We start from the raw sequence: 23345 nt of genomic DNA on the forward strand, positions 1-23345 counted from the left end.
GCTTCGATGAAGCGGCACCCGAATGGGATCAGACTACTGAGTAGAGGCTTACCTTAGTCAAGTTTGCTGGGTGTGACTTGGATCTGAGCAGGTCAGAGGGTTGCTTTGTAGGCAAGTGCGTAGGCGATCTTGCCCGGCTTGTCGTCTGTGTACGGCTTCGACAGCTTTGCGAACTCGCCCTTTGACTCCGCTTTGCCGTCGTTCCAGGCCGGCAGGACTCCGAGATCGGCGGCCGTGAACCCGCTGTCGACGACGGCATCACCCGCCAACGCGGTCTGTGCTTTGGTCACCGACTTCACGGTGGCCAGGTAGCTGGAGAGGTCGTCGCGATTCCAGTTGGTGAGGTCGACGGGCGCGGCGTCGCGGACCCACGCACCCCAGTAGAACTCCTGGAACGGAATCGTGCCGGCGGCGAATCCGATGTCGCGGGAGAAGTACATCAGGCTGCGGTACTTGTCGTCGGCGAAGTTGGCCAGGCCGACGCTCTTCGGCAGGGACTGGACCGGTACCTGGTTTCCGTCCACGTCACGCGACCAGACCCACTTGTTCTTTTCCATCTCGGTCCAGAAGGCGCCTTCACTCAGGCCGCTGAGGTTGCCGAGAACCCGCAGTCGCACGTGCAGGTCGGGGCCTCCGTCGGCCGTCTCGATGAAGGACGTGAGGGTGTGGTGACCGTCGGTCAGGTAGAGATCGCCGCGGGGTCCGACGACCACGGTCTTCATGGGCGCGATGCTCTCGGCGGTTTCCTGACCCACTGGAAGCTGGCAGGTGAAGGACGACGGGTCCTTCAGCGTCGAGGCGGGAGTAGCGGTCGCAGCCTGGATCTGGCCGTTCGCCTCGCACCAGTCGTCGAACTTCTTGTTGATCGTGTCTTTTCCGAGCGTGTATCGCCCGAGCTTGTAGTACACCTCGTCGTAGCCGAGGGAAGGCTGCGTCGCATGAACGTCGCCGATGCGCACGTCCAGAAGGTCACCTTCTTTGGCGCACAGGTACTCCGAGCCGCCGGCGGAGCCTGAGAACGAACCGGTGGAGATTCCGCCACACGCGAGGGGAGCGGCGACAGCGGGTGTGCTGACCAGTGTTCCGGCGCCGAGCAGTACCAGTGTTGTGAGTGCCGAGATGGCGGAACGACGCATGTGGGGATCTCTCCTGAGGATGGGTTCGCACGTGAAGAAGCTTGCGTCACAATCGCTCAGGGTGGTTTCGGACTTACTGACAACAGACGTCCGCGCGGTGGCTACCACGTGAATTCACGTCGTAGCCACCGCGCGGTGAGCCGGTTGGTTGATCAGCCTTTGTAGTTGTAGAAGCCCTCGCCGACAGCGACGCCGAGCTTGCCTTCGTCGATGTAGTTCTTCTTGATGTAGTCGGCGAACGCGCGCTGCTTCTCGCCGCCCTGGGAGGAGATGTTGTAGACGGTGGTCAACCCGACGACATCCATGATCTGGAAGGGGCCGAACGGGGCTCCGGTGCCGATACGCCACGTCTTGTCGACCATGTCGGGATCGGCGATGCCGTCGATCAGCAGGTCGGATGCTGCATTGAGGAGCGGGACCAGGAGCGAGTTGAGTACGTAACCCGCCTTCTCCTTCTTGAGTTCGATCGGCACCATGCCGATGTTCTTCGCGAATTCGACGACCTCGCGGTACACGGCGGGGTCGGTGGACTCGGTGCCCATGACCTCGGCAGTGTTGTTGACCCACACGTGATTTGCGAAGTGCAGTGCGAGGAACTTCTCGGGGCGGCCGGTGAACTCCTTGAGGTCGCTCGGCAGAAGCGTCGAGGAGTTGGTTGCGAACACCGTGTGCTCAGGAGCTACTGCGGCGAGCTTCTCGTAGGTGTCGCGCTTGATGGCGATGTCCTCGGGAATTGCCTCGATGACAAGATCGGCCTTGGTCACGGCTTCGGCGAGGTCGTACGAGTACGTAATACGTTGTAGCGCTTCGTCGGCCTTGCCTTCCTTGGCCCCGTCGACGTTTTCGGCCTTGTAGGCCGCGGCCAACGAGTCGAACCGAGCCTGCGCCTTCTCGATGACCTCGGCGTTGATGTCGTACGCGACGACGTCGAATCCGTGATAGGCGGTCTGATAGGCGATCTGCGAGCCGAGAACTCCGGTACCCAGAACGGTGATCTGCTTCAGTTCAGTCATTTTCGATCCTCAATCCTTTTCGGTGGGTAGTCCGGCAAGCGTCAATCGAACTTGTGCGGCAACGATGTTCGTGAGTTCGTCAGCCGTGATCCGGTCCAATGCCGCGCGGGCTATTTCGAAGTGCAGCACGTTGGAAATCGTTCGCGCTGCGGTGATGGTTCGGGTGGTGTGGTTGGGGTTCCCCTCGAGCAAGATTTGCGCAATCCGCGTTTGCAGGCGCTGCGAGAGTTCCAGGCCTTCGGCCCGGAAACATTCGCTGGGCTCGCCGAACAACACTTCGCGTTGGTAGATACCGGTGTTCTCGTCGTTTCGGCGACTCGCGATCAGCAGGGGTGAAACCAGCTCGAGCACACGATCTTCTGTGCCCGTCGATTTGGCCTCACGCTCTTCTCCCAGTTCGATCTGCTTGCGGTACTCCGCGTTGTACACCATGAGCAGTAGCTCGGCTTTGCTTGCGGCGTAACGAAAGAGGGTGCCACCGGCTACATCGGCGCGATCGGCAATTTCTTGAGTTGTGACTGCGCTGTAGCCCTTTTCCGCGAACAGTTCGGCCGCGGCGTCGAAGATGCGTGTCTGCTTCTCGAGTTTGTTGCGTTCACGACGACCCAACTCTTGGTCCGATTTCGTCATCCCGCTCACCTCGTCTCATTTCGGATCACGCTCATAAATGAGTCTACTCCGAAATATGGAGAGGGTGGGGTCTCCTCCGTCACATCACCGCAGTCCGCTGACCCAACCGGCGAACACGTCGGAGAACACGTCTGCTTCGCACGCATGCGCCGATTCGGGGTAGGCACATTCGGGGTATCCGGCGACGACGGCGGCAAGTTCGGCATTGCAACACTGCGCCAAGAGGCCGCGCAGGAGGTCCGCGGCCGACCAGCCGGCGATGGATGCTGCTGGGATCCCCTCTTCCTCGTACACCTTCACCAGATCGTCATGCCTCCAGGACAATTCCTCGGCCACCAGTGCATCGGGATTGAAAGACATGGCGCGGTCGAGTGATCCGCGCAGAAGCGAGTGTGGATCGTCCTCACCGCGCAGCCTGGTCGCGAGGTCGGCCGGTGCCTTCTGCATGACGAACATCCAGGGTTTGCCGTCGGGAAAGACTCCGCCGAAGCCTGCCACGTTGAAGGGGAGGTGGCTACTGAGAAAATCTGTCTCCACGTCGACGTGCTGATCGTCTCCGAGGTGAATGAAGTGGCCGGACGCGATCTCCTCTCCGGTTGCCGGCTCGGCCCACGTGTTGTTCCACAGGTCGGTCATCCGACTGCCGTCGGGAAAATCGAGAACCTCGAAGAGGAAACCCATGTCGTCACCACTCTCCGTCGAAGTGGGTGGTTACTCCACCGGTGAGTCGAGAAACCGTTTGAGCCGAGGTCGCGAGGACGACTCGGCTTGTCTCGAAGGTCATCTCGTCGCGTTCGGTGTCCTCCGATTCGGGATCCTCGGCGAGTGAGAAGTCGAGTTCCACCTCTCGATCGGTGCTGGAACAGACCGAGATCATCAGCCCGAGTCGTTCGTCGGTGAACGCCGGAAGCGATTTCTCGGGATGAAAGTCTGCGGCCGCGTGAAAGAAGAACGCCGCCAGCCGTTCGACAAATCCTTCGTCGGTGTGTCTGCTGAGATACTGATTGAACCGATCGGGGCTGAGCAGGCCTACGTCGAAAACGAGTGTGGGTACGTCGGATTCGAAGACAGCGGCGGGTACCGCATGACTGCGAAGGAATACCGCGGCGCCGCCGTACCCCGGCAACCTGAACCCATCACGCATCTGGTGTACTCCCGTCGCAGAGGTGTCCTGTCCACGCTAGGCCATAGCCCGGACGCGTGCTGCTTACCGGACACGTCGGTTGATGGAAGAATTACCGCCCATGAGCGCTGTCCTGTACCCGCCCGTCGAACCGTACGAGTCGGGACTGTTGGAAGTGCCCGATGGTCAGAGCCTCTACTGGGAGACCGTCGGTAACCCGGCCGGTGTCCCGGTTCTCTATCTCCACGGCGGTCCCGGTGCGGGATGCACTGTCGGCGCCAGGCGTTTTTTCGATCCCGAAACCTTTCGCGCAGTTCTGTTCGATCAACGAGGCTGTGGGCGCAGCCTTCCTCTCGCGAGTAGCCCGGACGTCGATCTCACCGTGAACACGACGGCGCACATCCTCGACGACATCGAGCGTCTTCGTGAACATCTCGGTATCGAACGATGGATCGTTTCCGGCCTTTCTTGGGGCGTCAGTTTGGGTCTGGTGTACGCCCAAGCGTTTCCCGAGCGGGTGATCGCGATGGCTTTGGGCGCGATCACCGGCGGGACGAGAGTGGAAATCGAATGGATCACCCGTGCCATGGGCAGGATATTTCCGCGTGAATGGGAAGAGTTCGTCGCGCCGCTGCCGGTGGAAGAGCGTGACGGGAACGTCCCGGCGGCATACGCGCGACTGCTCGCCGATCCGGATCCTGTTGTGCGGGAAAATGCTGCGGTGCAGTGGTGCCGCTGGGAAGACGTACATGTGTCGCTGATGCCGGGGTGGACTCCGAGTGTTCGATACCAGAATCCGGACTTCCGTCGGGTGATGACCAGGCTGGTCACGCACTACTGGGCCAACGATTGCTTCCTCGCGCCGAATCAGATCCTGGACGGAATGGACCGTCTCGCCGAGATTCCCGCGATTCTCGTGCACGGCCGGTATGACATTTCCGGACCACTCGACACTGCCTGGGCGATCCACCAGCGTTGGCCGGGCAGTGAGTTGGTGGTGCTCGACGACGCCGGGCATGGCGGGGGTGGATTCAACGAGGCAATCGTGGAAGCGCTGAATTCACTGGCTCATTCGGTCTGATCGAGTGCTCCGGCGTGCGCCGCAGCGAGCGCGCCGGCAGCAGCGCGATCGGCAACCGACTGGTCGACAGGTAGATCGGCGACCAACAGGCGATAGTAGATGGGCGCGGCGACGGCCGCCAGAAGATCAGCAGCTGAGACCTTCTCGGAGATTTCCCCGCGTTCGACTGCTCGGCGGACCACGATGTCGGCCAGTTCGTAACGTGCGGAATAGAACTCGCGCTTGAGTCTCGCCACTTCTGGCGTACGAACCGCGTCCGAGAACAGTGCAGCCACCAACGCGCCGCCCGGCTCGCTTGTCACCAGTGCGACTATCGATCTGGCCATCTCGCGCAGGTCGGATTCGATGGAACCGGTATCCGGGATGGGGACGGTGGTTGCCGATACCTCGACGGCCGCGTCGGCCACCAGTTGGGACAGCGTGCTCCATCGCCGGTAGATCGTGGTCTTGTGGACTCCGGAACGGGCGGCTATGTCCTCGATGGTGATCGCTGCAAATCCGCGTTCGGACAGTTCGGCCGCGGTGGCCGCCAGGACGGCCTCGCGCACCCTGGCGCTACGCCCTCCGGGCCGTTGTGGTGTCGAGGTCATGGGTCAACCTTATCGCAACAAGGTGTTGTGTTAGCTGGAGACACGTGGTTCACTGAGCTAATGCAACTGATCGTTGCGTTAGAGATGAATTGAGGGGTGTTTTCCCATGTCATACGAATTTCCTGTCGATCACCGAGGCCTCTTCGAAGAGCGCACAGGACAGTTTCTGAGCTTCGGGCTCCCCGTCTCGGATCTCGAGGAACTGCGCGCGTCCATCAACTCGACCTGGGCCGACGCGCCGGGTGGTTGGTCGTACGAGTGGTCGGCGCTGGCGGCGAAGTACTCCGCGGCCGGCAATCATTCCCTGGCAGCGATGATCTACGGAATCGCCAAGTTCCCGGTGCTGGCCAACGAATCCCGTCGACGGGCTCTGCGCAATCAGGTGGACGAATACGTCAAGTCAGCACCAGGATTCGGGCTCGAGTTCGAGCGTCGAGTCCTCTCCCTGCCCTACCGAAACGGCGAGATCGAGCTACCGGTGCACATCCTCTCGGCGGACGGACGGTACGAAGACGCACCCGTCCTGTTGCTCAGCGGCGGCGTCGACGGCTGGAAGATGGACATGCATCCGTTGGCCAGTGCGTTCGCGAAGAACGCCGGGGTGACGGTTATTGCTTTCGATCAGCCGGGAACTGGTGAATCACCCGTCCCTCTCGATGCTTTCGGCGACGAGGTGATCGACGGGCTCGTATCGACGGCTCGCGCTCTCGGCAACGGGCAGGTGGCGCACCTGGGAGTCTCCTTCGGCGGCAACTTCGCCGTGCGCTCGGGGTTGATCGGCGCCGTCGATGCGGTGATCAACATCGGCGCCCCGGTCAAGGGTGCGTTCGAGACCGCGAATGCCGAGCGCCTGGTCTACGGCATGGGCGACATCGTCGGAAACGCACTGGGTTTCGATGCCCCGGCAACCAAAGAGGCGCTGGTACAGGGTCTCCGTGCGTTCGATCGCAGTGTCTTGATGACCGCCGACGACGGCCGGACCCCGATGCTTGTGGTCAACGGGGCCGACGACGTTCACATCCCGCTCTCGGACACAACACTCTTCGAAGAGCGCCCGAACACGCAGGTACACGTCATCCCGGATGCGGGGCACTGTGCAGTGACCAAGCTGCCCGAGTTGACGCCGATGATGATCGACTGGCTACGAGATGCCCTGTCAGGAACCGCTCCACGAACCGGTAGATGATCCGCCGCCGAAGCTGGCAAAACGATACGTCGCAAGAACGGCCTTGTGATCGGTCGGCCACGGCGTCGGTGAAGCGATGAAGTTGTCCTGGGAGTTCTCCTCCACTCTTTTGTTGTGCACGATCGTCTTTCGGGGTCCGATGATTCCTACAGATCCCAACTTCAGTTCGGAAGCGCGGTCGGCGAAGATGTAGTCGATCCGATCGCGTTCGTCTGCCTCGGGTGCCCAGGTGAGCTGTGAGGTGTCGACGTCGGGATTGTCGGACGGCCAGGTGAAGCCCGGGTGTGTAGCCGGGTTCGGGTACTTGCTGCGGTATGCATCGACAAATCCGGCTTGGTCGAGCAGACGAGTGGATTCCCACGGAATGACGACACCGTTGTGGTCGAACAGATTTCGCGTGCCGTCGGTCCAGTCCAGGGCCGACGGTTCGTTGAAATCGCCGCCTAGGATGACGGACCTGCCCTTCGTCCGTTCTGCGGCCGCATCGTCGATGAACGTCGAAATTGCCAGGGGTCGTCCCGAATTGACGTTCACACGCTGAACCGTCTCGGGGTCCGTGACCGGACCGGACGGCATCTTGTTCCAGCCGAACTCGGAGAACTCTCCAGGCGTGGGAACACCCGCGCCGTATCCGCGCGGTAGATAGGTTGCGTAGGACGTGTAGGCCAGATGTGCCGAGTAAGCAGCGATTTGTTTGCCGTCGACCGTCACGACTGCCTTGATCATCGAGTTCAGGTCGGCTGTTTCCTCGATCGGAAACTTGGAGAGAATCCCCACGTCGGAGGACGCTGCTCCGTAGAAGGTGGTTCCTGATTTGGTCAGCATGTCGGCCAATACAGTTGTCGCAGTGCCGGCTTCCGACAGGAGAACTATCGACGCCTGGGTCGAGATGATCATGTCGGCGATCAGCTGCAGGCCACCGTTGATCTTGGTTCCGCCGTGCCAGGTATTGAGGGAGAGCACTTTGACCTCCTGCGCGGGGTTCGCCCCCGCGACGGAGGTATTGGCACCCAAGGTAAATGCGCTTGCGGTGACTGTCCCTGCGGCTACCGCCATCGCCTTGACCATCTGGCGGCGCGTCAATCCATTCATCAGATCCCGGCTCTCGTTGTCGTGTGCTCGAACCCCCGGAAGATGATTACCATCGCTACCTAAACGGACAGTTAACCAATTGCAAAATGGCAGATTTCCACAGAACGCCGCGCGGGCAATAGTCTTCTGGTCGTGGTACTCAGTGAGCGTTTCCCCGGTAACAAGACCTTCGCGAAGGTTCGTGTCCTGCCGCCGGTGGTGAAGTTGCTCCTTCTTTCGATGGTGCTGTTCAACATCGGGTTCTATCTGGTTGTCCCCTTTCTCGCGGTGCACCTTTCGGAGGACCTCGGATTCGCGGCCTGGATTGTCGGCCTGGTCCTCGGACTCCGGATGTTCAGTCAGCAGGGCATGTTCTTCATCGGTGGAAGCCTCGCCGACAGGTTCGGCAAGCGTCCGATCATCCTGCTGGGCATCGCAGTTCGCGTGGTCGGCTTCCTGATGCTCGGATTGGCCGAGAGTATGGCGGCGGTGATCGTCGGTGTGCTTCTGGTCGGGTTCGCCGCGGCTCTGTTCGCGCCCGCAGTGGAGTCGGCCAACGCCGAATACGGACGCGAACTCGAAACCTCAGGAGTCATGCGTCGTACGGATCTGTTTGCAGTGGAACAGATGTGCAGCCGCCTGGGAACCGTGATCGGTCCGGCGTTGGGTGCTGCTCTGTTGATGTTTCCGTTCTCGTGGACGGCGTCGAGCGCGGCGTTGCTGTTCGCGATCATGTGGGTCGGGTTCTTCATCTGGTTCCCGCGGCCGGGCGATGCCCACGACGGCCCGGTGTCGACCTATACGCTGCGCGACGTCTGGCGAAGCGTCCTGACCAACAACAACTTTCTGCTCTTCGCGACGCTCTGCAGTTTTCAGCTGGTTGCGTACAGCCAGCTGTACCTGATGCTTCCGGAACAGCTCGAGCGCGGAATCGGTTCGCAGTCGGCGCTGGGATGGTTCTACGTGGGCGCAGCGGTGTTGGTGATCGTCGGACAGGGGCCGACGGTCGCGGTTGCCCACCGCATCGGGCATCGACGCGCGATCACCTTCGGGCTTGTGCTCATTTCGGTGTCGTTCCTGGTTCCGCTGGTCACCGGCGTCGAATCCGCAGCTTCGGCGTCGACGCAGATAGTCGGTCTGGCGGTGTGGATCGGGCTGCTGCACCTGGGACAGATGTTGATGGTGCCGCCGATGCGAGACACCATTGCCATCCTCGGTCGTGAAAGCAACCTCGGAGCGCACTTCGGCATGCTCAACACGATCGGCGGTCTGCTCGCGCTCCTGGGAACCGTGGGAGTCGGATTCGTGTACGACCTAGTCGACAACGGCCACGCAGCGCCGGCGTCACCATGGGTGATCGTTTCGGTCTGCGTGGCCGTGTCGGCTGTGGTGTTGTGGGTGTGGTCCGGTCGAACGAAGGTTATCGACCCGCGATCGTCTGATTGATCTTTGCTACAAAATCTTCCAGCACAAACGGAATGGTGAGCGGGTTCGGCATGGACACCGCGTCACTGACGATGGGGTCCAAGCTGATCAGGCCGCCGGTCTTGACCACGTTCAAATTGGTGAACGCCGGCTGCGTCTCCATCTCGGGGCGAGCCTTTTCGTAGTTGTCGAAGAGCAGGTAGTCGCACTCGAGGAGGTCGTAGTTCTCGGCGGAGATCTCGTAGTTCAGCTTGCCCGCGAACCGATCCTTCAATGCGGCAGGAGCCGTGAATCCCAATTGCGTGAGCAACTGAGCGCGCGCTGCCTCAGGGCTGAACGCCCGCAGATTTCCGTCGCTCCAGCGAATGACGAGAGCTGCTGTCTTGCCTTCGAACTGGGGGTTCTCCGCGCGGGTGCGAACAATGAGGTCTTCGACTTCCTGGACCTCCTGCTTTGCCTGCGCGGGAACGCCTACAGCCGTACCGATGCGGGTCGTGACTTCCTGCCAGGGCAGAACCCAATCCGTCTGATCGGCGGCGTGAAGCACAGTCGGCGCGATGGCGCTGAGCTGCTTGTACAGATCCTCGTCGATCGCGTTGTTGACGGCGATGATCAGGTCAGGCGCTGCTGCCACGATCGTTTCGATGTCGAAATCGGTGGTGGCGTTGGCCAGTGGTGTCGGCTCGGCGCCCTGGACTGCCGAGTCGGCCCAGACTCCGATTCCGTCGTCGGTCGATCCCTTCCACACCGGGACCAGGACGGGCGTCAGCCCGAGGGAAAGTAGTACGTCTGCGTCGCCGATGCCGACCGCTGCGATGCGGCTGGGTGCCTGCCCGATGGTGGTGGAGCCGAACTTGTGGTCGATCGTCACCGGGAAGGCGTTGGCCTCGGCGTGAGCACCTTCGGTGCCGGGAGTGGATTCGTCCTTCGCGCTGTCGCCGCAGGCAGCAAGGGCAAAACCTGCTGCTGTTGCGAAGGTGACGGACAGCATGGCACGGCGGCTCAACATTGGGTTCACAGCAACCTCGGGTTTCATGGTTATGGGACCCTAACCATAGTGGAGCGGCAGTGTCGGCAGTGTTTGTTAGTCTCCGCCCATGACGGCGGTTCTCGACTACACATCAGCAGGACCGTTCACCCGCATCGACGGAGTGGACCCGCTCGCCCTCGAGTCACTCCCCACCGACCCCGTGCAAATATGCCGGGTAGTGCCGTACCTGGTGGTCCAACCCACCGATGCACGGTCGCTGAATCTGCCTGCCGACCGATTCGACGAAAACCAGATCCGGCCGGCAAGCGTTCTGCTCCAACGCTTGCTTGCGCTCGATCCGGCACCGGTGACCTCCGCCCGAGAACCCGACAAGCGGCTCGTCGGAACCTGTCGGCACTTTGCTGTTTTGAGTTGTGCGTTTCTGCGCCACCGCGGAATTGCCGCTCGCGTCCGCTGTGGTTTTGCCACCTACTTTCAACCGGGACAGGGCGTGGACCACTGGATCACCGAGTACTGGGACGACGCCGGCAAGCGGTGGATCCGCATCGACTCGGAGATCCTCGGACAGAACGTCCTTCCTCACGCCCATAACCTGCAGCCGGGAGAATTCCTCAGTGGTGGTGAGGCGTGGCTGGCGTATCGACGCGGCGAGATCGACGGGTCCCAGTTCGGGGTGTACGGCACCCAGAACTGGGGGCCTGCCGAGATCCGAGGCAACGCAGTGAAGGATCTTGCCGCGATGAACAAGGTCGAAACCCTGCCGTGGGACGAGTGGGGTCGTATGACTGACGCCTACGACGGAAAGACCGGCGCCGACTACGACCTACTGCTCGACGATATCGCCGAGGTGTGCGCCGGCGACGATCCAGTTGCCGTGCGAGGGCTGTACGAGCACGAGGATTTGTGCGTGCCGGACAACCTGATTCGTTTCTGAGATGCTGGTGCGATGAATCCGGAGCATCGCCAACTCGAGTACGGACTTCGATTCGACTGGGGCCTGCGCGGCGCCGAAGCAATTGCTGTCGGCGTCGATGTGGCAGTGGTGGTAGATGTCCTCTCGTTCACGACGACGCTGAGCGTCGCCGCCGACGCGGGAATCGACGTACTTCCCTTTTCCTGGAACGACGAGAGGGCGGTCGGTTACGCGCGTGATGCCGATGCGGTTCTTGCAGTACGACGAAGTGTGGCCAGGGAGGGACAGATCAGTCTGTCTCCCAGGACGATTCGCGAGGCCGAGGTGCCGAGTCGGCTGGTACTGCCGTCGCCGAACGGGTCGACCATCGCGTTTGCGTTGGCGTCCCAGGTTGCGGTGTGTGTCGGCGCTTCATTGAGGAACGCTTCCGCCGTCGCTGATTGGATTGTGCACGAACATGGTCCGGGATCGCGGGTTGCGATAGTCGCATCCGGGGAGAAGTGGCCCGGTGGAGAGTTGCGTCCGGCAGTGGAGGATCTGTGGGGCGCCGGCGGGGTTGTCACGGCGTTGACCGCGGCTGGTTGGGAAGGTTCCCTGTCACCCGAGGCGCAGATGGCGGCGGATGCCTGGACAGCGGTGTCGGATTCGTACGAGGACCGCCTGCGGGACTGTGCCTCAGGACGCGAGTTGATCGTCATGGGGTTTCCACACGACGTCGCCATCGCCTCGGAACTCGACGACAGCGACACCGTACCTGTTCTCGAAGATCGTGTGTTTCGAGGTCAGCGCACCGGGCGTCGATTGAACAAACTCCGCGCCCAGAGGTAGGAGAGGAAGGTGATTGCGACGCACCATCCGATCGCGAGTATCGCGTTGTTCCCGATCGCTTCGCCGAGAAGAAGTCCTCGAAGAGTCTCGATGATCGGAGTGAACGGCTGATACTCGGCAAACCATCGCAACACGGTCGGCATCGAGTCGGTGGGGACAAATCCGCTTCCCAGGAAAGGCAAGAGGATCAACACCATTGGAAGATTACTGGCGGTCTCGACGCTCTTGCTGACGAGGCCGAAGGCAACGGACAACCAGATCATCGCGATGGAGACCAGGATGAGGAGAGCAAACGCGGCGACCCACTCCACGAAGCCTGCAGTAGGCCGGAAGCCGACGGCTATCGCCACGGCGATGACTACAACGAGGCTCACGATCGTCTGAAGGAGACTGCCGAGAACGTGACCGGTCAGGACGGACGTGCGCGTGATCGCCATCGTGCGGAATCGTGCAATGATCCCCGCGGTCATATCGGTTGCGACGGAGATGGCAGTACCTTGTGCCGCTGATGCCACAGTCATCAGAATAATCGCCGGTGCAACGTAATTGACATACTCGGCTCGGCCGCCACCGCCTGGGCCGAGGCCGTTCCCGAGCGTTCCGCCGAGCACGTAGACGAACAGCAGCAGGAAGACGACTGGCATCCCGACAAGCATCACCGTCATCGACGGATATCGAAGGATGTGTCGAATGCTGCGACGCAGCATGGTTTTCGAGTCCTGATAGGCAAGCGTCATGGTGGTCATCGCGCGTCGGTCCTTTCGGTGGCGGTCAGAGTCAGGAACACGTCGTCCAGGTCCGGTGTGTGCACGGAGAGTTCCTTGACGTCGATCGAGTGAGCGTCGAGTTGGTCGAGAAGAGAGCGCAGCGAGCGGACACCGCCGTCGCTGGGAACCTGCAGAACATACGCGGCATCGTCACGGGTAGACTCGTCGAAAACAGCAGCAGCAGAGTCGAGTTGGTCTCGATCGATGAAGTGAAGACGAATGTGGCCGCCGGGGATGCGTCGTTTGAGTTCCGCTGCCGTACCTTGGGCGACTATCCGTCCCTGATCGAGGACGGCGATGTGGTCGGCCAGTTGATCGGCTTCCTCGAGGTACTGCGTCGTGAGGAAGATGGTGACACCGCCCTTGACCAACTCCCGGATGATCTGCCACATGGTGCGTCGACTCCGGGGATCGAGGCCGGTGGTGGGCTCGTCCAGGAAGATGATCTCCGGTCGTCCGATCAACGTCATTGCCAGGTCGAGCCGTCGGCGCATTCCGCCCGAGTACGTCGACGCGAGTTTGTCCGCGGAGCCCTGCAGATCGAACATCTCCAGGAGTTCGTCAGTGCGAGTGCGGCGTTCGTCCTTGCCGAGGTGGTGAAGATCGGCCATGAGGAGAAGGTTTTCCTCGCCGGACAGGTAGTCGTCTACCGCCGAGAATTGTCCGGTGACACCGATGCGCGAACGCACCGCGTCAGGATCGTCGGAAGGGTTGTACCCGGCGATGCGGATGTCGCCGCCGTCTGCGGGAACGAGGGTCGAGAGGATTTCCACGATGGTGGTCTTGCCGGCGCCGTTGGGGCCGAGGAGTGCAAAGACGGTTCCGCGGTCGACGGAGATGTCGATTCCGTCCAGTACCGTCTTGTCGTCGTAGGCCTTCTTCAGACCCGTCGCGGTGATGGCTGGTTTACGGGACATCAGCGTTCCTTTCGCTAGATCTTCTTGTTGGATTCTTCTCGGGGCTCCGAACGTCGAATGACGATGTCGCCGTAGCTGGTTTGTGCCCGGACGTCTACCCGGCGTTCGGTGGAAGCCGGACCGTGCGTGGCATTCATCTGGTTGTCGACGCGGCCGAAGGACGTATGAGCGTCGAATCGTGCGGCGGTTCCGGATCGAACGCCGATATGGATTCGCCCGGCGGCCGTCTTGGCGGATACGACTCCACTCTCGATGCTCTCGAAACGGATGTCGCCGTTGGCGGTTGCGGCGCTCGCGTCGGATTCGGCGTGTTCGACGGCGACGCTTCCGTTGGCGGTCTTCGCCTTCAGCGCGCCGGTGATCGTGCCGATGTTGATGTCGCCGTTGGAATTCTTGACCTCCGCGTTGCCGTCGACGCGGCCGATGCGGATGCTTCCGGACCCGGTGCTCGTGTCGATGTCACCGGCCACATGCTCGACGATGATCGCTCCGGCGCCGGTGCTGACGTTGAGCGGTCCGGTGGTGTCCAGTGTGCAATCTCCGGCCGAGACCTTCACGCGTGAGCGTCCGAGAGTGCCTTCGGCGCGAAGGCTGGCAACTGCTGCAGTGCCTTCGAGTTCCGAGCCGGAAGGAAGCTGAACGGCAATGTCGACAGATCCTGTCTTCCCGAAAATGCCGAGGCCACGTTGTTTCGGAGTCTTGATCTGTAGCCGGCCACCTGCGAATTCGACGCGCGTTTGTTCGGCGACTCGAACGTCTACCTCGCGAGACGAGTTGCTGGGCAACACTTCCACGACAGTGTCGTTGCGGCTGCTCGCAGCGATCCGGATGTGTCCGACTGCCACGTCGAAGTTCAAGGTGATGGGGTCAGGTGTGCTGAATGTAGGCATGGTGATACTCCCGATGAGGTTGTCTCGGTTGGTGATAGAGGGTCGAGCGAGAGGTGAAGCCGGTGTCAGTGCACCCAGCCGCTGAAGCTTTCGGAGCCTTGGGACGTGCGCTGTCTCGGAGTGCTTCTGCTCATGCCGCCTTCCAGCGCAGTTGCAGCCGAGCGAACCAGCCACGCGTTCACGGAGATCCCGGCTTCCTTGGCCGCCGCCTCGATCCGGTCTTTGAGGTCTTGCCCCAGCCTCAGGTTGATTCGAGTCATCGAGGCGTCGTCGGACTCCGTGACGGGGCGCGGAGCCGGAGTCGGTTCCTCTTCGGCGGGGGCCGGAGCCGGTTCGCTGATGGCTGGTGCCACCACGAATTCGGGTTCGCGTCCCCGTAGGCGCAGGTCCACCGAGCCCGGGGCGAGGTCACGCGTGATCTCGGCGGCTGCCGCAGACAATGCGTCGAGAAGGGTGAGTCGCACTGCTGATTCCAGCGGTGCGGTCAAACGATCGGCGAGGGCCTTTGCGTCTTCTCCGCCTGCTTCGGCCGCCACCGCGAGTTCGTGGCGAAGGTTGTCTACGTACGGTGTCAAGTCCATGGCACCACTATGGCACCACTTTGGTGCCATAGCAAGAGTTTGGTGGCACATTCGTGTGAGTTTGATGAGAAGTGCCAGGTCATCGGGGTGGTTGGCGCTTCGATTCTCGGCAGGCTGGCACACTCGTAAGGGTGAGTCCTGCCGAACCCAACCGTCGCCGCCGTATCTTGCTCTGGATTGCCGGGGTGCTCGGCGTCGTGATCGTGGTCGGGGCGGTTGTCGTCGCGGTCGCGCCTTCGCGGTATCTGCCCTGGGACACTGCCGAGTTCCCGACGGTCGACGCCAGTTCGGTGACTGCGGACCAGGCTCGAGTGCTCGAACTGCTGCAATCCGAGCACGAGCGGGACCGTCCGGGCACTTTCTATTCCGACGGTATCGACGAAGAATGGTGCGCCGATTTTGTCAGCTGGATAATGAGGGAAGCGGGTCGACCGTTGTCGAACCCGAACTCCGGAAGCTGGCGTATCCCGGGGGTGTACACCTTGCAGGAGTACTACCAGGGGATCGGCGCGTACGCCGAGAACGGCAGCGGGTACACCCCGAGCGTGGGTGATGTGGTGATCTACGACAGTTCGAGATGGGTGGGTCAGCACACCAACATCGTTGTGGCAGTGGACGGTGACTCGGCGATCACGGTCGGCGGCAACGAGTTCGGCAAGGTGCGGGTCCATGATCTTCACTGGCAATCCGACTCCGCCGTCGTGGGGTTCGGAAAACTTCACCCCTGATTGCTGTGGTTCGAGGTCAGGGCAAACCATCGAGCGGATGCACGTGCCTCGCCGCCGGCGTCGATGTGCAGCGTGTTCGTGCCGGTTCGCACGCTCACCTGCTCACCTCTCTTGACGGGCTGGGTGTACTCGAGGATCGCGCGAAAGGGTTCGCTTCGTAATTTTTCGGGCAGTGCATCTTCCACGGGTTGCCAATAGATCGCGTTGTTCACGTGATCGAAAGGGTCGAAATCGCTCGAGCGCAACGGGAATGGAGAATCCGCGTAATCGTCGGTGTCGGGGTCGATCCACCGACGCCAGTGAAGATGCTCGTCCACGGCCGTCGATGCCAGGGCAGCGGTGAACTTTTCACTGATGGTTGCCGGCATTCCGGTTTTCGGGTCGATGTTGATCCAGAATGCCTCGGTCTCGATCAATCCACCGCTGTCGGACCTGATCCGAACCCGCATCGAACACCACTTGCTGGAGAGTCCGGAACACCAGCGCTGCAGATGAACTCGATCCGGCCAGACGACGGGTTCGAGTACGTCGATCACCGTCCTTCGCACCATCCACAGCGGGTGTGTATCCATGGCGCCGCGGTCGACGAGATTGTCGAAGCCCGCGTCTTGGAGGTAGCGCGCGATCGCGTCGAGGCGCAGTTGCTTGTCGGTGTGGATGTCGCCCGTACGCACCGGCCAGGAGACCTGGAAGATGCTGCCGGTTGTCGGTAGTTCGGCCATCGCTACGTGATCGTCGACTTTTGTACGGTTCATCGGATGTGGACTCCCGGTGTTCGCTTATCCGGTCGGGTGGCTTCACGCTTGCGTTACCCGACGGAGGGATCTTGAACCATCTGAGTTCACTGTTTTCTGAATACAGATTTCGATGTACTGTCGTACGTATGGATGTCGAGGCCGTAGATGTGGTGACCAACGTGGCGGTGCTTGCGAGGTTCGGGCATGCCTTGTCCGACGAGACTCGGACACGGATACTGCTCGAACTGAAAACTGCCCCTCGGTATCCGTCCGACCTCGCTGAAACACTGGCTGTGACCAGGCAGAAGCTGTCCAATCATCTGGCTTGTCTGCGCGGTTGTGGCTTGGTAGTGGCCGTCCCGGAAGGGCGCCGGACCAGATACGAACTCGCCGACGCACATATCGGTCAGGCCCTCGACGACCTGCTCGGGGTCGTACTCGCGGTGGATCCGTCGTACTGCCCGGACAGTGAATCAGAAGGATGCTGCTGATGGTTGCGCCCGTTGACGGTGGCGGCCTCTCGACTGCCCGGCGTGCGCTCTTGTCGAGACGAATTCGCATCTTCGTGGCGATCACGATCAGCTACAACGTCGTCGAAGCGATCATCGCGCTGGCGGAGGGCACACGGGTGTCGTCCGCAGCACTGTTCGGTTTCGGCCTCGATTCGGTGATCGAAGTGTCCTCGGCGGCAGCGGTTGCCTGGCAGTTCTCGGCTCCGGATCCGACGAGCCGTGAGAAGACGGCACTGCGAGTGATCGCATTCTCGTTCTTCGGGCTCGCTGCGTACGTCTCGTTCGACGCGATTCGGTCGCTGTTCGGTCTGGGTGAAGCGCAGCACACGAGCGTCGGAATAGTATTGGCTGCAGTGAGTTTGGCGATCATGCCGGCTCTGTCCTATGCGCAACGCCGAGCAGGTCGGGAGTTGGGTTCGCTTTCGGCGGTCGCGGATTCGAAGCAGACGCTGCTCTGTACCTACCTTTCTGCGGTCTTGCTGGTCGGTTTGCTGCTCAACTCGGTGCTCGGCTGGTCGTGGGCGGACCCGATTGCGGCACTGGTGATCGCCGTCATCGCCGTGAAGGAAGGCATCAACGCGTGGAAGGGTGATCCGTGCTGCCCGGTTGTGGCGGTGCCCGAGAGCGGTGACGAGTGCGACTGCTGCTGAGTGAGCACAGGTTCAATTGAGTGAACACCGTCTGCAGCGCGTCGGAGAGGGTGCTCACTCGGTGAAAGGGGTGCCAGCTTCTGCGCGGGTCTTGATGTGCGCCGCGCGTTGCTCGAGAAGACGGCGCAGATACGGGCTGACAGCCAACCTCAGTGCCAGGTGTCCGAGCGCGCCGAAAGGGGCCGTAACCGTGAAGCGGTCATGCATCCGCGTCCACCCACCCGGCTGATCGTCGAAGACGTGCTCGTGTTGCATCGCGGCAAACGGGCCGCGGACCTGCTCGTCTGTGAACGAGTACGGACGGTTGTACTGCGTGATTCGGCTTGTCATCGAGAATCTCCACCCGAAATGCCGAGCAGTGAACGACACCTCGTCGCCCTCTCCCAGCGTCGATCTACCCGTACTCGTGACTGCCACCTCATCTGTTGCGTGGAGCGAGGCGGAGTGTTCGTCCATGTCGAGTTCGAGATCGAAGATCACTGCCGGTGGAGCGTAGATATCGGTGATCACGACCACGGTGTGTTGCACAGTGCCAGTTTGCCAATGTTGGTTTGCGACGCCGGCAAGCGGGTACGGGTCGGTGACCTGCGGTTCATCCGCGACGGGTGATGTTTTCGCTTCCCAGCCCCTCGAGACTGAGTATGGGAAGTGCATTCTGTCGAAAGGAACGCTGATGACTGCTCCACCGCGGGAACCCGCGAATCACCCTGTCCGGCAGGGTTTCGCGGTAGGTACGACGTTTGCAGCAGCAATTCTGCTGCTCACCGCAGGCATTGTCGCTCTGCTTCAGGGCATTGCGGCGGTCGCCGACAACAATCTGTTTGTCGTGGGTATCAACTACACGTACAAGTTCGACATCACGACGTGGGGCTGGATCCACATCATCTTGGGCATCATCGGAATCGTGGTGGCTCTCGGCCTCTTCACCGGTGCAGTGTGGGCCAGGGCGGCGGCAATAGTCATTGCGTCGCTCTCGATCATCGCCAACTTCTTGTGGATGCCGTACTACCCGCTGTGGTCGATCCTGGTCATCGCGCTCGACGTCGTTGTGATCTGGGCCGTCGCGACCTGGGACACAGACAGAGTCTAGGCGCCGAACAACTCGAGAGCAGTTGGTCCCGACCGAATCGACTCGGTCGGGACCATCGCTCGTGCGCGGGGGACGACCCGACGGAGGGCCGGCTCGGATCAGTCGGCTCGGATCAGTCTGGGAGCCTTCGCAGTTCGGCAACGGTCAAGCCGAGGGAATCGAGGCGGGCCATGATGCTTCGCATAGCAGTGTGATCCGCGACGGGCCCGTACAAACTGGTGAATCCGCCGGCGGCACTGGCAACGCTGAGTTCGGGAAACGCCGCTTTGACGCGGTCCGACACTTCGCCGTCGATGAGGAATTGATACCGAGTGGGAGCATTCATCAGTGTCCGCTCCATTTCGTAGGGCCATGAGGTTCGGTCAGTACCGCGTCGAGCCTCGAAATCACGTGTCGTCAGGGGCAATCGGCGTCGCCGCTCGATCCAGGACTCCGTATCCGTGAGATCCAGTCTTGCTCCCACACGCTCCCGAGGCGTCATCCCCAACGGGTGAATGTCATCGCGGCTCCATTCATCCCTTTTGTGTGAGGCTGCGAAGGATCGTCACCCCTAGTGTCGACCGGGAGAGAGAAGAGGTCGGCATGGGATCTGTCATCGGGGATCTTCTACCCTTAGCGGTCGGTGTTGCGGTATCGCCCATCCCGATCATCGCGGCGATCTTGATGTTGTTGTCCAAGCGAGCCGGTAGCACCAGCGTCGGATTCGCCCTGGGCTGGATACTCGGAATAGTTGTCGCCACTGTGATCTTCGTGCTCCTGTCCAGCAAGCTCGGCGACTCCGAAGGCGATCCCTCTGCGACGGTGTCGTGGATCAAGCTGGCGTTGGGTGTGTTGCTACTTGCGTTCGGAGTGAAGCAATGGCGTGGGCGCGGTGGCGAGCATGAAACCCCGAAGTGGATGCAAGCCATCGACGACATGACCGCTGCCAAGGGCATCGGCTTGGGCTTCGCGCTGGCAGCGATCAATCCGAAGAATCTGATGATGTGTATCGCGGCTGGAATCTCGATCGGCTCTGCGTCATTGGGCTCCGGTGAAGTAGTCGTCGCGGTTCTGGTTTTCACCGTCATCGCTGCCTCGACAGTGTGCGTGCCCGTGATCGGTTACCTCGTTGCCGCGGAGCGACTGCGCGGTCCGCTGGCCAAGCTGAAGGTGTGGTTGCAGGACAACAACGCCACTGTGATGAGTGTGTTGATCCTGGTTATCGGTGTTGTTCTCATCGGTAAGGGCATCGGCGGTCTCTGACAACGGGAGGTAGTTATGGGATCGCTGCTACTGCAACAGATCCCGCTGGCACTCGGTATCATCATGAGCCCGCTGGCGGTTGTCGCCGTTGTCGCCGTGCTCTTTTCCGAACGAGCGCGTCTCAACAGCATCGCGTATCTGATCGGGTGGTATCTCGGAATAGTTGTCGCCCTGGCCGGGTCGTACATCATCTTGACCGCACTCCAAGTTCATCAGAGAACACACCCACCCCTGTGGGTGCCCATCCTCCACCTCGTTCTCGGCGTGACGTTGCTCGCGGGTGCCTGGTTCGTCTACACGCGTAGTCGGCGCGGAGTACAGGCGATGGCGGCGGCAGTGGCTCCGGGAGATGTTGTCGCGGCGGCCCCTCAACTGCCGAAAATGCTCCAGTCGGTAGAACACTTCCAGCCGATGCGATCGGGTGTGCTCGGGTTCGCGCTGTTCGTTCTCAATCCCATCGACATGTCCTGTGCGATTGCCGCTGCCATGAACTTTCGCCTCAGCACCGTGGCGCCGACGTCGCAGATCGTCTCGGCCGTGATCTTTTCTCTGGTGTCCGTGACCTCGGTCGCCGTGCCTGTCGCCCTTCTCCTGATCAAGAAGGAGGAGGCCACCGAACCGCTGCAGAAGATCCGCACCTGGATAGCCACCAACACGCACTTGCTGAACGTCGGGCTCCTCGTCCTGATCGCGGCGATGCAGATCAGTAAAGGGGTGCAAGGGCTATGAGTGCTCCGCGCACACGGACGTGGTGGGTCTTCGGATCACTGTCCGACTATCAGCGAGGCTGGCTTCGCCCAGACATCATCGCGGGCCTCACGGTGTGGGCTGTCCTTGTCCCGGAAGCGCTCGCGTACGCCACCATCGCCGGAGTTCCGCCGGTGGTCGGGCTCTATGCTGCAGTTCCGTCACTGATTCTGTATGCAGCAGCAGGTAGTTCGCGGCATCTGATCGTCGGACCGATGTCGGCCACTGCCGCGTTGTCCGCGGCGATGATCGCTCCACTGGCGTCAGGAGACGACACCAGATTTGTCGCGTTGTCGGTCGGGCTCGCGATCGTGACCGGACTCGTCGGATTGCTCGCAGGGTTCATGCGCCTCGGATTCATCGCATCCTTCATCTCCGAGCCGGTTCTCAAGGGATTCATAGTCGGTTTGGCGCTCACGATCATCATCGGTCAAGTACCCAAACTCCTGGGCGTGGACAAGGGCGAGGGGAACTTCTTCGTCCAGGCGTGGACGGTGATCAAGGAACTTGGCGAGGTCGACGGTCCGACGGTGGTCATCGGATCGCTCAGCTTGGCAATGGTTCTGGGAGTCAAGCGATGGCTCCCGCTCGTGCCAGGTTCGCTTCTGGTTGTGTTACTGGGGATTACCGCAGTGGCGCTGTTCGGACTCGATGACCGTGGCATCGACATCGTCGGACACATCGATTCGGGCTTGCCGACTATGGGCCTGCCGAGTGGAGTAGGAGCCGAGGACTACCTCGACCTAGTGGGGCCGGCCGTCGGTGTTCTACTCATCGGTTTCGCCGAAGGTCTCGGCGCTGCAAAGACATACGCGGCGAAGGCCGGATACACGATCGACGCCAATCGGGAACTGGTAGGACTGGGGGCCGCCAATCTCGGATCGGGCCTTTGCTCGGGAATGGTGGTCAACGGCAGCCTCTCGAAGACGGCTGTCAACGGGGGAGCGGGTGCCAAATCACAGGTCAGCGGGTTGGTGGTCGCCGCATTGACGCTGCTGACACTGCTGTTCCTGACTGGGTTGTTCGAGAAACTACCGGAAGCGACGCTATCGGCGGTGGTGATCGCCGCAGTGATCGAACTAGTGGATTTCTCCTCTCTCGCAGCGCTGTACCGGGTCTGGACGAAGCGATTGGGCAGCATCTACGGGCACGCCGCTCGGGCCGATTTCGCTGCCGCTGTCGCGGCGATGTTCGGAGTTCTCCTGTTCGATACCTTGCCCGGTCTGATCATCGGAATCGTCGTCTCGATGCTGCTACTCCTGTATCGAGTCTCCAAACCGCACGTGGCTGCTCTGGCCAAGGACGGCACGCGTTGGGTCGACACGAGCAGCCATCCTGATCTGAGGACACTCGACGGCGTCGTGGTGGTCAGGGTCGAATCCGGACTCTTCTTCGCGAATGCCGATCACGTGCGTGATCAGATCACCGGCATGGTGACTACCGGGACCACGACGGTCATTCTCGACGCCGAGACTTCACCGTTCATCGACGTCAGCGCGGCCCAGATGTTGGCTCAGCTTCGAAATTCGTTGGCTCGCAAGAATGTGAGCTTCCGGGTGGCCCGCGACATCGGTCAGTTCCGCGATGTCTTGTCCGGGGCCGACGAGGGTGCGCTGAAGGTCGACGTCTATCCGACCGTCTCGCAGGCACTCGAGGGCCGGGACAACACTTCAGCGTGACGTTCGCAGCCAGATTCCCAGTGGCCCCGCATCTTTTGCGACCGATCCGACGATCGACGACGCGACCACCACGATGGCAGAGAAGATGAACAGCCACCCGATCACGGTGAACATCACGCCGAGAAGGCCGAACTCGTCCTGAGACGTCTTGGTCATCCGCGGCAGGAAAAGAGTGCCGGCCACGTGCAGTCCGGTCAGACCCGTCGCAGTGAGCAAGCCGGACCCGACACACATACGAGTGGTCATGCGATTGGCGGTCAACAGCATGGGCACGGCAGTCCAGACCAGTGCCCACACTGCGTAGACCGCAACAAATTCCAGGAGACTGCCCACTCTCGGAACGGCATTCAGTTCGCGGCACAGCGCAGCACCGACCACTGACGCGGCGACGACGAACACGACCGCGATCCACCGCCATGCCTGGCGAAGTGTCGCTGTCGGCACACTCCAGATTCGTCCGTACATCCGGCCAAGGGCGCGAGCGTAGGACGTGGAACTGATCAACAGCATGAGCAGGCCGACAATGCCGAACGCGGCCGCAGTGGAGGTGTCGGTCATCACGGCGTCGGGAAGCTGCACCCCGAGGTCGTCTCTGGCGACATCGGCCAAGGGCTTCAGCTTTTCCAGGGTGGACGCTGCGATCATCACCGGCAGCAAGGACGTGAACGCCTGGGCTGCCAAAGTCATGGCGCTGTCGACGAGTCCGACTTCGAAGACGTCGATCGTCGCGTCGGTAGCCAACCGTCGGCTTGGTGTGCGTCTCGCCCAGACGGTCATTCGATCGCGCGTATCGGAGTACAGCTTCGGGGGCATGGAAG

At 61.4% G+C, this 23345-nt stretch carries 28 protein-coding genes; 12 read left to right on the top strand and 16 right to left on the bottom strand.

The features are described 5' to 3' along the window. Positions 1-92: 92 nt before the first annotated feature. The 5 genes from RE4_RS00400 to RE4_RS00420 form a co-directional block, all read right to left on the bottom strand. Positions 93-1136: a ParB/Srx family N-terminal domain-containing protein gene (locus RE4_RS00400; RefSeq protein WP_021345944.1), complete on the bottom strand. Its 1044-nt coding sequence runs from the start codon at positions 1134-1136 to the stop codon at positions 93-95. Positions 1137-1288: 152 nt separating this feature from the next. Beyond that, positions 1289-2149, bottom strand: a complete 861-nt coding sequence (locus tag RE4_RS00405; RefSeq protein WP_019745873.1) for a 3-hydroxyacyl-CoA dehydrogenase — start codon at positions 2147-2149, stop codon at positions 1289-1291. A gap of 9 nt (positions 2150-2158) precedes the next feature. Further along, complete coding sequence (locus RE4_RS00410) at positions 2159-2779, bottom strand: TetR/AcrR family transcriptional regulator (protein WP_019745872.1); 621 nt, start codon at positions 2777-2779, stop codon at positions 2159-2161. Between the two features lie 84 nt (positions 2780-2863). Further along, positions 2864-3460 carry a hypothetical protein gene (locus RE4_RS00415; protein WP_020909569.1) on the bottom strand — a complete coding sequence of 199 codons (597 nt, stop codon included), beginning with the start codon at positions 3458-3460 and terminating at the stop codon, positions 2864-2866. A gap of 4 nt (positions 3461-3464) precedes the next feature. Beyond that, the gene (locus RE4_RS00420) at positions 3465-3923 is read right to left on the bottom strand and encodes a hypothetical protein (RefSeq protein WP_019745870.1); all 459 of its coding nucleotides are present in this window, start codon (positions 3921-3923) and stop codon (positions 3465-3467) included. 100 nt (positions 3924-4023) lie between these two features. On the opposite strand from RE4_RS00420, the gene pip reads away from it, so the two are divergent. Next, a complete protein-coding gene (gene pip, locus RE4_RS00425) occupies positions 4024-4983 on the top strand; it encodes a prolyl aminopeptidase (protein WP_060937785.1) in 960 nt (319 codons plus the stop codon). Here the strand turns inward: pip and RE4_RS00430 are convergent. Further along, positions 4971-5573: a TetR/AcrR family transcriptional regulator gene (locus RE4_RS00430; protein WP_060937786.1), complete on the bottom strand. Its 603-nt coding sequence runs from the start codon at positions 5571-5573 to the stop codon at positions 4971-4973. The two genes, pip and RE4_RS00430, sit on opposite strands and share 13 nt — an antisense overlap. A gap of 106 nt (positions 5574-5679) precedes the next feature. Between RE4_RS00430 and RE4_RS00435 the strand changes: the two genes are divergently transcribed. After that, on the top strand, positions 5680-6759 hold the full coding sequence (locus tag RE4_RS00435) for an alpha/beta fold hydrolase (protein ID WP_020909566.1): 1080 nt from the start codon (positions 5680-5682) through the stop codon (positions 6757-6759). Here RE4_RS00435 and RE4_RS00440 read toward each other — a convergent pair. Next, a complete protein-coding gene (locus tag RE4_RS00440) occupies positions 6730-7851 on the bottom strand; it encodes an endonuclease/exonuclease/phosphatase family protein (RefSeq protein WP_060937787.1) in 1122 nt (373 codons plus the stop codon). The genes RE4_RS00435 and RE4_RS00440 overlap by 30 nt on opposite strands. A 132-nt stretch (positions 7852-7983) precedes the next feature. On the opposite strand from RE4_RS00440, the gene RE4_RS00445 reads away from it, so the two are divergent. Then, positions 7984-9276 carry an MFS transporter gene (locus tag RE4_RS00445; protein WP_019745865.1) on the top strand — a complete coding sequence of 431 codons (1293 nt, stop codon included), beginning with the start codon at positions 7984-7986 and terminating at the stop codon, positions 9274-9276. On the opposite strand, the gene RE4_RS00450 is transcribed toward RE4_RS00445, so the two are convergent. After that, positions 9251-10264 carry an ABC transporter substrate-binding protein gene (locus RE4_RS00450; protein ID WP_225989364.1) on the bottom strand — a complete coding sequence of 338 codons (1014 nt, stop codon included), beginning with the start codon at positions 10262-10264 and terminating at the stop codon, positions 9251-9253. The genes RE4_RS00445 and RE4_RS00450 overlap by 26 nt on opposite strands. 88 nt (positions 10265-10352) lie before the next feature. On the opposite strand from RE4_RS00450, the gene RE4_RS00455 reads away from it, so the two are divergent. Together RE4_RS00455 and RE4_RS00460 are read left to right on the top strand one after the other, a co-directional pair. Next, positions 10353-11180 carry a transglutaminase-like domain-containing protein gene (locus RE4_RS00455; RefSeq protein ID WP_042953237.1) on the top strand — a complete coding sequence of 276 codons (828 nt, stop codon included), beginning with the start codon at positions 10353-10355 and terminating at the stop codon, positions 11178-11180. Positions 11181-11192: 12 nt separating this feature from the next. Beyond that, positions 11193-11987: a 2-phosphosulfolactate phosphatase gene (locus tag RE4_RS00460; RefSeq protein WP_060937789.1), complete on the top strand. Its 795-nt coding sequence runs from the start codon at positions 11193-11195 to the stop codon at positions 11985-11987. Here the strand turns inward: RE4_RS00460 and RE4_RS00465 are convergent. The 4 genes from RE4_RS00465 to RE4_RS00480 form a co-directional block, all read right to left on the bottom strand. Beyond that, entirely contained in the window at positions 11942-12733 is a 792-nt protein-coding gene (locus tag RE4_RS00465) for an ABC transporter permease (protein ID WP_019745861.1), read from the bottom strand. The genes RE4_RS00460 and RE4_RS00465 overlap by 46 nt on opposite strands. Next, positions 12730-13671 carry a daunorubicin resistance protein DrrA family ABC transporter ATP-binding protein gene (locus RE4_RS00470; RefSeq protein ID WP_020971200.1) on the bottom strand — a complete coding sequence of 314 codons (942 nt, stop codon included), beginning with the start codon at positions 13669-13671 and terminating at the stop codon, positions 12730-12732. The genes RE4_RS00465 and RE4_RS00470 overlap by 4 nt, the downstream gene beginning before the upstream one ends. 14 nt (positions 13672-13685) lie before the next feature. Next, the gene (locus tag RE4_RS00475) at positions 13686-14561 is read right to left on the bottom strand and encodes a DUF4097 family beta strand repeat-containing protein (protein ID WP_021333362.1); all 876 of its coding nucleotides are present in this window, start codon (positions 14559-14561) and stop codon (positions 13686-13688) included. Positions 14562-14626: 65 nt separating this feature from the next. Continuing rightward, the gene (locus tag RE4_RS00480) at positions 14627-15142 is read right to left on the bottom strand and encodes a toxin-antitoxin system HicB family antitoxin (RefSeq protein ID WP_029256566.1); all 516 of its coding nucleotides are present in this window, start codon (positions 15140-15142) and stop codon (positions 14627-14629) included. A gap of 131 nt (positions 15143-15273) precedes the next feature. Here RE4_RS00480 and RE4_RS00485 point away from each other — a divergent pair, with 131 nt between their 5' ends. Continuing rightward, positions 15274-15870 (top strand): CHAP domain-containing protein, encoded by a 597-nt coding sequence (locus tag RE4_RS00485; RefSeq protein ID WP_021345932.1) that lies wholly within the window; start codon positions 15274-15276, stop codon positions 15868-15870. On the opposite strand, the gene RE4_RS00490 is transcribed toward RE4_RS00485, so the two are convergent. Beyond that, positions 15861-16625, bottom strand: a complete 765-nt coding sequence (locus tag RE4_RS00490; protein WP_060937790.1) for an acyl-[acyl-carrier-protein] thioesterase — start codon at positions 16623-16625, stop codon at positions 15861-15863. The two genes, RE4_RS00485 and RE4_RS00490, sit on opposite strands and share 10 nt — an antisense overlap. A 128-nt stretch (positions 16626-16753) precedes the next feature. Here RE4_RS00490 and RE4_RS00495 point away from each other — a divergent pair, with 128 nt between their 5' ends. Both RE4_RS00495 and RE4_RS00500 read left to right on the top strand, forming a co-directional pair. Next, positions 16754-17098, top strand: coding sequence for an ArsR/SmtB family transcription factor (locus RE4_RS00495; RefSeq protein WP_060937791.1), 345 nt, complete (start codon positions 16754-16756; stop codon positions 17096-17098). Next, entirely contained in the window at positions 17089-17769 is a 681-nt protein-coding gene (locus RE4_RS00500) for a cation efflux transmembrane domain-containing protein (protein ID WP_021345930.1), read from the top strand. Before RE4_RS00495 ends, RE4_RS00500 begins: the two co-directional genes overlap by 10 nt. Positions 17770-17823: 54 nt before the next feature. Here RE4_RS00500 and RE4_RS00505 read toward each other — a convergent pair whose 3' ends face one another. Beyond that, a complete protein-coding gene (locus RE4_RS00505; RefSeq protein ID WP_201799176.1) occupies positions 17824-18297 on the bottom strand; it encodes an SRPBCC family protein in 474 nt (157 codons plus the stop codon). Between the two features lie 145 nt (positions 18298-18442). Here RE4_RS00505 and RE4_RS00510 point away from each other — a divergent pair, with 145 nt between their 5' ends. Then, the gene (locus RE4_RS00510) at positions 18443-18859 is read left to right on the top strand and encodes a DUF7144 family membrane protein (protein WP_020909554.1); all 417 of its coding nucleotides are present in this window, start codon (positions 18443-18445) and stop codon (positions 18857-18859) included. Between the two features lie 112 nt (positions 18860-18971). Here the strand turns inward: RE4_RS00510 and RE4_RS00515 are convergent, their stop codons facing one another. Beyond that, the gene (locus tag RE4_RS00515; RefSeq protein WP_078377385.1) at positions 18972-19184 is read right to left on the bottom strand and encodes a DUF8691 family protein; all 213 of its coding nucleotides are present in this window, start codon (positions 19182-19184) and stop codon (positions 18972-18974) included. Between the two features lie 257 nt (positions 19185-19441). On the opposite strand from RE4_RS00515, the gene RE4_RS00520 reads away from it, so the two are divergent. The 3 genes from RE4_RS00520 to RE4_RS00530 are packed head-to-tail and all read left to right on the top strand — an operon-like array spanning position 19442 to position 22527. Next, entirely contained in the window at positions 19442-20101 is a 660-nt protein-coding gene (locus tag RE4_RS00520) for a GAP family protein (protein WP_020971194.1), read from the top strand. Positions 20102-20116: 15 nt separating this feature from the next. Next, positions 20117-20830 carry a GAP family protein gene (locus RE4_RS00525; RefSeq protein WP_019745851.1) on the top strand — a complete coding sequence of 238 codons (714 nt, stop codon included), beginning with the start codon at positions 20117-20119 and terminating at the stop codon, positions 20828-20830. After that, positions 20827-22527 carry a SulP family inorganic anion transporter gene (locus RE4_RS00530; RefSeq protein ID WP_060937792.1) on the top strand — a complete coding sequence of 567 codons (1701 nt, stop codon included), beginning with the start codon at positions 20827-20829 and terminating at the stop codon, positions 22525-22527. Before RE4_RS00525 ends, RE4_RS00530 begins: the two co-directional genes overlap by 4 nt. Here the strand turns inward: RE4_RS00530 and RE4_RS00535 are convergent. Further along, positions 22519-23340: a hypothetical protein gene (locus RE4_RS00535; RefSeq protein WP_020909552.1), complete on the bottom strand. Its 822-nt coding sequence runs from the start codon at positions 23338-23340 to the stop codon at positions 22519-22521. The two genes, RE4_RS00530 and RE4_RS00535, sit on opposite strands and share 9 nt — an antisense overlap. Positions 23341-23345 lie beyond the last annotated feature (5 nt).

This window comes from Rhodococcus erythropolis NBRC 15567 (genome assembly GCF_001552595.1).
Lineage (GTDB): Bacteria > Actinomycetota > Actinomycetes > Mycobacteriales > Mycobacteriaceae > Rhodococcus_F > Rhodococcus_F erythropolis.